At 46.7% G+C, this 11,281-nt stretch carries 7 protein-coding genes; 4 read left to right on the forward strand and 3 right to left on the reverse strand.

From position 1 onward, the window contains the following. Positions 1 to 2,491: S8 family serine peptidase (locus QUB63_RS28135; RefSeq protein WP_332948669.1), on the reverse strand; the 2,491-nt coding region annotated here is incomplete at its 3' end. Between the two features lie 650 nt (positions 2,492 to 3,141). Here QUB63_RS28135 and QUB63_RS28140 point away from each other — a divergent pair. From QUB63_RS28140 to QUB63_RS28150, 3 genes are all read left to right on the forward strand, one after another. Then, positions 3,142 to 5,952, forward strand: coding sequence for a chloride channel protein (locus tag QUB63_RS28140; protein WP_332948670.1), 2,811 nt, complete (start codon positions 3,142 to 3,144; stop codon positions 5,950 to 5,952). A gap of 261 nt (positions 5,953 to 6,213) precedes the next feature. Beyond that, a complete protein-coding gene (locus QUB63_RS28145) occupies positions 6,214 to 7,335 on the forward strand; it encodes a glycosyltransferase family 4 protein (RefSeq protein WP_332948671.1) in 1,122 nt (373 codons plus the stop codon). Positions 7,336 to 7,346: 11 nt separating this feature from the next. Beyond that, complete coding sequence (locus QUB63_RS28150; protein ID WP_332948672.1) at positions 7,347 to 7,580, forward strand: hypothetical protein; 234 nt, start codon at positions 7,347 to 7,349, stop codon at positions 7,578 to 7,580. A gap of 120 nt (positions 7,581 to 7,700) precedes the next feature. On the opposite strand, the gene QUB63_RS28155 is transcribed toward QUB63_RS28150, so the two are convergent. Beyond that, a complete protein-coding gene (locus QUB63_RS28155; RefSeq protein WP_332948673.1) occupies positions 7,701 to 8,636 on the reverse strand; it encodes an exopolyphosphatase in 936 nt (311 codons plus the stop codon). Positions 8,637 to 8,702: 66 nt separating this feature from the next. On the opposite strand from QUB63_RS28155, the gene bioF reads away from it, so the two are divergent. Next, positions 8,703 to 9,872 carry an 8-amino-7-oxononanoate synthase gene (gene bioF, locus QUB63_RS28160; RefSeq protein ID WP_332948674.1) on the forward strand — a complete coding sequence of 390 codons (1,170 nt, stop codon included), beginning with the start codon at positions 8,703 to 8,705 and terminating at the stop codon, positions 9,870 to 9,872. A gap of 155 nt (positions 9,873 to 10,027) precedes the next feature. Here bioF and QUB63_RS28165 read toward each other — a convergent pair whose 3' ends face one another. Next, the gene (locus QUB63_RS28165) at positions 10,028 to 11,197 is read right to left on the reverse strand and encodes a group II intron reverse transcriptase (RefSeq protein WP_332948677.1); all 1,170 of its coding nucleotides are present in this window, start codon (positions 11,195 to 11,197) and stop codon (positions 10,028 to 10,030) included. Positions 11,198 to 11,281 lie beyond the last annotated feature (84 nt).

Genomic DNA, 11,281 nt, shown 5'->3' on the forward strand with positions numbered 1-11,281 from the left:
GAGTTGGGGCAGTAATTACATTGTTCCCTGACGAGGCTGGGGCAACGCCGAGAATGTCACTGCCAAGCAGGTTGCCGACGTTTTGGAATTTGCCGCTAGCAGGCAAGAAAAAGTCTTCAACGGTCAAATCATCCCGCGATTTTACCTTGCCGTCAGCGTTGAGGTCGATCAGCAAATCGTTGCCTTCTTTGGCAATCCCGTTCAGTCCCGCTGCGAGGGTTTTTGTCAGAGTAAGCTTCGGCAACTTCGAGTCCTGCAATGTTGCGAGGGTGCTGGGCAGGGTACTGTTGTAGAGGATTAAATTATTGGCGACACCACCAATATTTTTAATTCTGCTGCCTGCGGCTGTGTTGGCATCGAGGATGAAGGTGGTGTTGCCACTGCCTCCAACTAGGCTGTCCTTACCGCCTCCGCCGATGAGGGTGTCGCCGCTACCGGAGGCGCTGCTGTAAACGGCAACGAGGGTGTCGTTGCCGCGGCCGCCGTAGAGGGTGTTGGCTGCTTGGTTGCCGACTATTGAGTCATCTCCTTCGCCAGCAAAGGCATTTTCGATGAGGCTGTCGGGGGCGATGGTGAGGGTTTGAGGAGTGGCGAGTTTTTCTCCTGTAACTTTGCGGCCTGGTAGGGTACTTGTTCCACCGGGCGCTAGGTTGACGGTAACGTCGTCAGTGATTGCCGCAACGTTGATGATGTCGTTGCCTTTGTTTTCGGGGTCGCTGAGAGTTTTGCGTGCAGCATCTTTTGGATCGGCTTCATTGGTGAAACTGGCGAACTCGTTGGTGTAGATGTAGGTGTTGTCACTGATGGTATCGTCGCCGTACAACCGCAAAGTTGCGCCTTTGAGTTTGCCACTATTGTTGCCGCTGGTGTCATTTTCATCGGTATTTTGGGGGTCGTTGGTGTCGCTGTTGTCAGAAATATTCAGCGTCCAATCGCCAAGGCCGGTTTCTCCCCAGTGGCGGGCGCTGCTGAAGGTGTAGCTAACGGTTGTGCCTGCGTCGACCCCAAAATTGGTCTTTTTGAAACCGTAGTCGTTGACTTTACCGTTTTTCTCTACCTCGGTGTAGTAAGGGACACGATCGAGAATGACACTCTCGGTTTTATCGGGAGATGTCAGCTTGACTACTAAGTCTTGAAATTGACCGTGCTCGATATTCAAGTCTAGTTCGAGCTTGTCTATGTTGATGCCTGTACCGACATTGAATGTTCCAGTAATACCTTTGGAATCATTGTTGGGAATGTTTAACGGTGTTTTCTGATCTCCTGGGAGGGTCAAATTGACAAGTCGAAATTTCTCATTATTAGTTGCCGCAGTTGCCGCTTCATTGTTGGCAGGTCCCGATCGCGGCTGCCAAGTTTCAGCCAAGCGCACTGCTGCTGTGGCATCGACTAATCCGAAACCGTAGTCGTGATTGACGTGGAGTCCGCCACCGTTCCAGTTTTTAGCGCCGTTGAATTTCCACGTGTCTTTGGGAATGTTCTCAGGTTTATCAGCAGATCCATACTTCTTGCTTAGAACCTCCTTATTATTTGGGTCATTTTTGCGGGCTGAGTAAGCCAGGATTTCCTGAACGTCGCGGTAGCCGAGTTTGGGATTGGCTTGCAGGATTAACGCTGCAACCCCCGAAACCATCGGCGCTGCTGATGAGGTGCCGTTAAAGTCGTTGGTGTAGTTGGAGTTGGGAAAGTTGCTCCCATTTTTTGCTGTTTCGTCTGTGTTGTCGCCATCATTGCCAGTACGATCGACCGTGGCAATACTGCCTCCATCGCCGAAAGCTGAGACGAGAAGCGGCGCACCGGGATTGCTGTAAGAGGCAACAACTCCATTATTGTCGATCGCTGCTACGGCTATTACATAGCGGTTGTTCTCGTAATTGCCTGAGTTGACATTTCTCCCCCGCTTTTGTGCTGGGAGCAAATTTGGATTAACGTGTTCGCGCTCATTTCCCCCTGACCAGACAAATACAGTGCCTAACCCTTCACGACCTTTAGTAACCGCCTTTTCGATAGCTTTGCCGGGTTCAGGGGCTATTTTGAAATTGCCGTCATTATCAACTTGAAAGTGGGTCACACCACCCCAGCTATTGTTGGAAACGTCGAAGTTAACTTGGCTTTGCAAGCTAGGGGTATCATCGTTGTTCTGGAAACTGCCGATGCTCGCTACCTCGTAAGCAACGCCGACAGTCCCAACTTTATCTTTTTTTCCTGCAATAATCCCAGCTACAGGGGTGCCATGATTGCCTGTCGCATCAAAACCTGTGGCTGGTGGCAGATCTTTGTGCTTAAGATCGACACCATCATCGAGCACGCCTACCTTGATACCCTTACCCGTATAGAACGGCCACAGAGGCAGTACGTTGAGGTCAATGCCGCGAGTGCCTGGGGTGACATTATTATTCGCGACTCCCTGCCCCTTGTTGAGCAGCCACCACTGATCCTTAAATAGGGGCTCTTTTTCTAATTCTTTCAGCAATTTGGATGTATCAGTCATAACAAACCTCACACTTTAATTTTCTAAACTACTTCTGAAAGCAACGGACATGGGGAGAGCGAGATCGCACTTATTCACTGAGACTCGCGATCGATACCCGCATCCTCCATAAGGTGTACTTTATCACCTTACGTTGCGCTCACTTAAGTGATTTCTATGAAATAAAAATTTATTACATCTCGCCAAAATCCAACTGCATATAGAACCCAAGCGATCGCGGGTTGACTTTCGCTATCTCTATTATTTCTGCCGGCGGCTGTTTGTATAAGTCGGAAAAGTCGGATCTTCAAATCGGAAAAGTCGGAAAAGTCGGATCTTTGGCGATGAGGGCGGTTGAGGGTTGACTTTTGATGGTTGTTGTGTTATTGGAATTGAATTTGCCAAATGGGCGATCTAATCCTCAGCAAAGTGAGTCTCAACAAATCAGGGAAGTAGTTCTTCGGTACTTGTTATGTTAAATCGACTGCTGCGAGCTCTTCTACTGCTTGCGATCGCTCACAACATATCAAATGGGTTCCATAAACATATAGAATTCATCCGGGTTGATTTGCGTGCATCTGCGGTTAAAAATTAATTATATTTTCTCAAAGCGAGGGATTTTTTGCTAAAGTCGAGTCGAGCATACAATTCGCAGGCAGTCAACCCTATTTATGCCGTATATTACTATCCCTAAACAACTGAGGGAACCTTCCAGGGTCATCGAATCTCAACTGTTTTTACGACCGAAACGCCTCGCTATTTTTGAAGCTTGCCTGATTGGTTTAGTCGCCGGACTCGCAGGCGTTTTGCTAAAATTAGGAGTCGGAGAACTCGGCAGTTGGCGAGTTGCTACCTCGACAGTAATTCCAGCTTGGATATTGCTTCCCAGCGTCGGTTTGTGCGGCGGGTTGCTGACAGGTTTCTTGGTTGAGCGTTTGGCTCCAGAAACTGCTGGGAGCGGCATTCCCCACGTCAAAGCAGCTCTCGGCGGCGTCAATCTTTCCTTAGATTTGCGAGTAGCAGTCGCCAAACTTCTGACCACAATTTTAGCAGTTGGTTCCGGTTTAACATTAGGAAGGCAAGGCCCAACTGTACAAATAGGAGCATCCTTGGCCGGCTGGATCGGTCACTTGATGCCGACTTCCCCAGACTACCGCCGGCAATTGATTGCTTGCGGCGCTGCGGCGGGATTGGCTGCTGGTTTTAACGCTCCCATTGCCGGAGTTTTGTTTGTAGTTGAAGAACTGCTGCACGACGTTTCGGGATTGACTTTAGGGACGGCAATTATCGCTTCATTTATCGGTGCAGTTGTCTCGCAACTTTTGGGCGGCGATACTTTAAATCTGAACCTGCGCGAGTACCCAACCAGTTTTCAAGCTCAGGAAATCCCCTTCTACATACTGTTAGGAGTTTTAGCCGGATTGCTGGGAGCTTTGTTCAGCAAAGGAATTATTGCTAGCTTGCAATTTAACAGGCGATCGCTCAAATTAGGTTTGCCCGCGCGAATAGCTCTAGCTGGCATTATCTGCGGTTTTGTAATAGCTTTTTTGCCAGAAAATTTCCGCAACAATACGGGTTTGCGGGAGTTTCTGCTGACCGGGGAAGCCAGCGGTAGAACGAGTTTAATTGCTTTTGTAGCTCACTTTTTTCTAACAATTATTTCCGCTGCTTCGGGAGCTCCGGGAGGATTGTTTGCTCCTTCCTTAGTGATGGGTTCTGCACTCGGTCACATCGTCGGGATTGTGCAAGCAAATTCCCTGGGCGTCGGTTTGCCGGCTACTTATGCTTTGGCAGGCATGGGAGCGTTTTTTTGCGCGGTTTCTAGGGCGCCGATTACTGCGGTAGTCATTGTGTTTGAAATTACGGCGGATTTTAAATTAGTGCTACCTTTGATGATCTGTTCTGTTGTTGCTTATTTAGTCGCAGAAAAGGTAGACAGCGGCTCGCTGTACGATCGCCTTTTGGAGTTTAACGGCATTGAACTAACCAAGGCAAAACCTGCAACGGATACTCTCAGCGACTTGCTCGCAGCTAACGTCATGCAGAGCCGAGTTGAAACTCTGTCAAGCGTGCTAACTTTCGATGAAGTGATCCAGGCTTTTTCGCGATCGCACCACCGCGGCTTTCCCGTAGTTGAAAATGGTAAATTGGTGGGAATTATCAGTCAAACCGATTTAGCAAAAGCCACCGATCGCAATTTGTCCGGGAAGACGCTGCTCAAAGAATTTATGACTGCACAGCCGATCTCCGTCAAAGCAAGAGATACTTTAAGCGAGGTATTGTACAGGCTCAATCACTACAATATCAGCCGCTTGCCCGTCGTAGAAGGACGGCATTTAGTCGGAATTATTACCCGCAGCGACATTATCCGAGTAGAATCCGATCGCCTCAGCGGAGAAACAACCCAAGGCCCGCATCCAGAACCTTCCTATGTAGTCTATCAAACCCGAGCCCCCCAAGTCGGAAACGGCCGATTATTAGTGCCTCTGGGAAACCCGCAAACAGCACCCGCTTTGCTGCGGCTGGCGGCCGCCATCGCGCGCGATCGCAATTACGAATTAGAATGCCTGCAAATCATCATCGTACCGCGCAACAGTTCCCCCTCAGAAAGCGCAGTGCGAACAACAAAAAGCCGCCGCCTCCTGCAACAAGCCGAGCGAATTATTCGCAATTGGAACTTGCCGGTACACACTCAAATACGGGTAGCTCACAACGTGCCTAACGCGATTTTGGAGACAATTAGGGAGCGACACATTGACTTAATTTTGATGGGCTGGCAAGGCGAATTATCCACAACAGGACGCATTTTTGGCGATGTGGTCGATACCGTAATTCGGCAAGCAGGCTGCGAGGTAGTTTTGGTGAAGTGGAGCGAAAAACTATTAGTAACACGCCAGAAAAATGAGTTTTTAGCAGCTAGCAGCGCGCGGGAATATGCCTCTACAGAATGGCAGTTAAATGACGCAGGAGTTGATGACGCAGAAAATTCTCAATTTGTGACATCAAGTTCATCAGCGACACCCGAAAGTGAACTTTCCCCGCCGAATGCAGAAATTCCAGCGCCAGAATTGGGACTGCACACGCTGATGGGTTTGCAGCGCTGGTTAGTACCAATTCGCGGCAGTTACAAGCAAGCTGCGGCTTTGCGGCTGTTACCTGCTTTCGTGGCTGCGAGTGCTCTACCGGAGATTAAATTGTGTCAGGTGCACCAGCCGGATGTTGCAGAACCCGATCGCGTAGAATTAAAACAAGCTGCGGATTTTATCAAGCGGCGGGTTAGCTGTTCGGTAATAGCGACTGCGGTTTGCGCTAAATCGGTTTCTGATGCTTTAATTGATTTGGCTCAGAACGATCAGTGCGATGCGATCGTCCTGGGAGCGAGCCGCGAAGGGCTCCTCAAGCAGGTAATTCAGGGGAACATCCCGGAAGCTGTGGCGCGCGGGTGCGACTGTACAGTCATTTTAGTGCGATCGGCATCTTAGCAAAATCATAGCATTGGCGATCGCAAATAACTGACTAGATATGCGTTTGGGGCTTACCTACACTTACATTCTTTCAATAACTAACAAACCCTAGGGTGCTTAGCGGACGAAAATTCTGAGTCTGTATTCAAAACATTCTAACCTGACGCACCCTACAATAACTGTTGACCAATTACCAATTCCCCAGGACCAATTCCCAATTCCCCAGGACCAATTACCCCTCTAAAATCTAAAATTTAAAATCTAAAATCTAAAATCAATATGGTTCACTTTAACGTCGGTTTTAAACACTTTAATTCCTTCGCCGACATTACCCTATCGCTGGCGACAACTTTAGACAAAATGGGAATTCCTATTTCTGTCGAACCATCGACAATCGCCTCTCACGTCACCCGCAATTCCACAGACGAAGAAAACCACCTGCTAGCCAAGTGGATGAACACCCCCCCATCAGACTTATTTCATATCAAATGGTCTCATTACTGGAAACCTTATTTTCTCAAAGAACTCAACGGACATCTCAACTTAGAATTTTTTGCCATCAATTACGAATTCGCTAAAAACGATGATGATTATGATTACTGGATTTACGATGCTGTCAACAATTCATCCCACATTCTAGCAGTTAGCGAATACTCTAAAAACGTTTTAATCAAAGCTGGCTGTCCGGCCAAAAAAGTCTCAGTTATACCTCTAGGCTTCAATCCTTTAATCTCGCAACTCTCTTCTCCCAGACCGCAAAAAACCCAAAAAGATATAAAATATATTCTGCACATGACCAATTCTTTTGATTTGTATAGATTTGGCACCGATCTCGCCCTTCAAGCATTTTATCAAGAATTTAAAGATGATGCCAACGTAGAGTTAATTATCAAAGATGGCGGCAAAAATCCTGATGTCATAGTGGAACATCTCGTAAATATGGAAAAGCAATTCGGCAAATTAAAGTCAAAAATTCACGTAAGACCTAAATTTTGTACTAAAGCAGAACTAGCGGATTTATACTTATCAGCAGATGCTTTTTTAGCACCGTTTCGCGGCGAAGGTTTTGCGATAAAAATTTTGGATGCCTTTGCTGCGGGTTTACCCGTCGCCATGACTCTGTACGGCGGCCCGACGGAGTACGCCAATACTTCTAACTGCTATCCCATTGCTTCCGATTTAATTCCTGTCGGAGAGTGTTACGATACTCAGTATCTGAAAATCCGAAATTCTCCTCACTGGGCCGAACCAAATGTTCAGTCTGTTCGCGAACAGTTGCGAAAAATTGTGGAAGACCCGATGCGTTTTCAGGTAGCACAGAAAGCCCGAGAGACGGCGGATTTATTTAATTGGGAAGCTGCGGCTCAAAAATTGCTAAGATTAATGCGAGAGTTGTTTTAGGAGTTGAAATTATGGGACTCGAACGCAAAATGTTTAGGGGAATGTTTTCACCCGGGGAAGTGGTACAATTGAAACAGCCTTGTTTTACTCCCGGGCGATTGTTTGAGCCAGGAAAATACAACGCTGCCGATTTGCCGGATGTGGCTTTTGATATGGGTTTGGTAGACCATTTGCCGCCAGTCAAAAGTCGCAGTTCAGAAAATCTCAACCCCCAAAATCCACAACCTCAAAACCTTGAGGAATAAACCCCGTTCGATCGTTCGGACTTCAGTCCTAAAAATTCCCGTTCGATCGTTCGGACTTCAGTCCTGAAAATTCAAATAATCAAAGACTAAAGTCCTGACTGCAAAAAATATCAAGCCAATTTAACCGTTTTGCTCAATCTGGGCAATTAACTCTTTCAAAACCTTACTAGCTTTATCATTGTCAATCTGACAAGTTCCGGCATTCTGGTGCCCGCCGCCGCCATATTTTAACATTAACTGCCCAATATTAGTTTGAGAAGTTTTGTTGAAGATTGACTTACCAACGGCGAAAACAGTGTTTTGTTGCTTCAGTCCCCACAGTGCGTGAATCGAGATATTGCACTCGGGGAACAAAGCGTAAATCACAAAACGATTCCCCGCATAAATCACATCTTCGTTGCGCAAATCCAAAACGACTAAATTATCATAAACTTGGGCGCAGCGCTGTATTTGCTCTTGAAATTTTTCTGAGTGCTCGAAGTAAAGGTCTACTCTTTCTTTCACATCAGGAAGATGCAATATTTCATCGATGGTATGATTTTTGCAGTAATCGATTAACTGCATCATTAACTGATAATTGGAAACCGTAAATTCTTTAAACCTGCCCAACCCGGTTCGGGCGTCCATTATGAAGTTTAACAGCACCCATTCTTCCGGATGCAAAACCTCTTCTTTGGCAAATTGAGCGGAATCTGCTTTGTCAACTGCCGCCATCATTGCGTCGGAAATAGTAGGAAACTTTGCTTTGCCTCCATAATATTTGTACAACACCCTAGCTGCAGAAGCTGCATAGGGATCGATGATGTGGTTGATTTTGATTTTCTCGTGTCTGAGAGTTTCGCTGAAATGGTGATCGAACGCTAGATGAACTCCCTCAACATAGGGTAAATTGGTGCTAATATCGTTATTTGTTATTTCGATTTTTCCATCCTGCATATCTTTAGGATGCACGAATTTAATCTCGTCGATCAGATCGAGTTCTTTGAGCAAAACGGCACAGACAAGACCGTCAAAATCGCTGCGGGTGACTAATCTGTATTTTTTAGTGAGTGGCATATGCTTGTGTGATAGGCAGGGAATGATTATAAGACAATATAACTTATTACCCGATCGCTGAACAATATGAACGCAGACCCTTACGCTTGGATAGAGAAGTCTCTCGACACTATTCGCCGCGCCCATTGGTATCGATCGCCGCAATCGATCGAAAGCTGCCCCGGACCTGCGGTAAAATTAGCAGGGCGGTGGCTGATTAACTTTGCCAGCAACGATTATCTGGGACTTGCGGGCGATGACAGGTTAATTCAAGCGGCTGTTGCTGCAACTAAAGAATTTGGTACGGGTGCGACGGGTTCGAGGTTGGTAAGCGGACACCGCGATTTGCACCGACAGCTAGAACAGGCTATTGCTAATTTAAAACAAACTGAAGACGCTTTAGTATTCAGTTCGGGATATTTAGCAAATTTAGGGGCGATCGCATCCGTTGTCGGCAAGCGCGATTTGATATTATCTGACAAGTACAACCATTCGAGCCTCAAAAACGGAGCCGCACTCAGCGGTGCAACAGCGCTAGAGTACAGTCACTGCAATCTGGAGGATTTAAAGGCCAAGCTAGAGCAAAATCGCGCCAAATACCGCAAGTGTTTAATTATTACCGATAGCGTCTTCAGCATGGATGGGGACTTGTGCCCGCTGCCGCAGTTGTTAGCTTTGGGCGAACAATTTAACTGCATGCTATTAATAGATGAAGCTCACGCTACAGGAGTTTTCGGTGCTAGCGGTGCCGGTTGCGCAGAACATTTCGGGTGTACGGGAACACCGCTGATTCAAGTGGGGACACTCAGCAAAGCTTTGGGAAGTTTGGGCGGCTACGTTGCGGGCTCTGCTGCTTTAATTGACTTTCTGCGCAATCGAGCCGCGACTTGGATTTATACTACAGCATTGACACCTGCTGACGCGGCGGCTGCTTTGGAAGCTGTGAGAATTGTACAGCAAGAACCAGAACGCCGAGTTCGGTTGCAGCAAAATATCGCAACTTTCAAATATGGCGCGATTACCAATCGCCAATTACCAATTAGCAATTCCCTCTCCCCAATTTTCAGTCTTCCCTTAAAAGATGCAGCCACAGCTTTAACAGTTAGCCACAAACTCAAGGAGATGGGTATTTTTGCTGTGGCGATTCGGCCTCCGACTGTCAGCGTGAGTCGAATTCGGATTTCGCTGATGGCCACTCACGAGCTCGCACACCTTCAGCAGTTGGTAGAGGCTTTGGGGACGATCGCACAAATGTAACACCATTTCGTGAACTAACCTGACGGTCAACTGGGTTAGAGTCGATAGGAGCGTTACCACTCCTACCTCTCCTTCAGAACGGAACGTGATACTTTCGCATCATTCCGCTCCTTGATGATTCCACCTTTGCTATAGGTACGATTCAAGACCAACTATCAGGTTTTAACACTTTCTTTAGAGCGCATTGACCCGTCTGTTGCTGTCTTTGTGTCGTGGCAGTGTTTATGCAAAAGTTGTAGGTTGTCATAGGTGTCTTTTCCACCTAACGAGGTCGGTTTAATATGGTCAACTTCTACAATGTCTGTACTGGTAAAATACAAACCGCAGTGAGGACAAATACCCTTTTGACGCTTGATTAATTTGGAAACTCTTGTGGGAGTCTCAGGGTATTCACCTCTACGCTTGCTCCAATAAGTCCAGTTTCCATCAAATGGACTAGCAACACCCTTTACTTTGATATGCCTTACGATTGGCCTATCTGAATGTTGTTTTAATTCCCATCCATTTTCGGTACCGAAACACCAGTTACGGTCGCCTACTGTTCGCCAGTATTTGTCCTTGTTGATGCCCCCTTTTCCCCTCCTTGTTGCCCAGGCTCTCAACTTATCATAGGTTAGTCTGTCAACCTTTGTATAGGTATCCTTACTAACGACGGTAGAGTAATAGTTTGACCACCCTCTTATGATTGGATTGAGCTTGCTAATTAAGGCAGCTTGAGGGGCGGTTTTATGGGTATCTATTACTTCAGAAATCTTGACTAGATGAGTTTTTACCTTTTGTTTGGAGGGTGTGATTATTGTCTTAAAACCTAATGGGATTCCTTTTGATGAATTGGAGCTACGGTAGTTTCCTACTTTGTACTGTTGTATGTGGAATCCTAAGAACTCAAACCCAACACTTCCATTTATTTCGTTAAGGGTGTGAGTTAATTTTGTTTTACTCGGTTTTAATTCCAGTCCCATGTCACTTAACCAGTTTGCGATTATCTCCTGACATTTCTTGACTACGTTCAAATCCTCATGGATTATTACAAAGTCATCAGCATAACGGATTAGGCTTAGTGTGTCTCTTCTCTGGGATTTATTTAATTTCAATCCTCCGGGAGAATGTATTTCTAAGGTTTCCGCGTACTGCTTTACTCTTTCTTCCATCCCATGTAAGGCAATGTTCGCAAGTAGCGGAGAAATGACCCCGCCTTGTGGTGTGCCATCATTAGTAGGGAATAAAGAACCCTGGACACCATACCCTGCCTTGAGCCATGCTTTAATTTGACGGTTTAAGGTGGGGTATGTACTTATCTTTGAGATTAAGGCTTTGTGGTCTATACGGTCGAAAGTGGGTAGCTAGCCAGCGAGGTTTCCAGAAGGTTCCTTTTCCGACTAGCCCCCTCCGAACCGTGCTTGCGAGAT

The organism is Microcoleus sp. ARI1-B5 (genome assembly GCF_036705795.1).
GTDB lineage: Bacteria > Cyanobacteriota > Cyanobacteriia > Cyanobacteriales > Microcoleaceae > Microcoleus.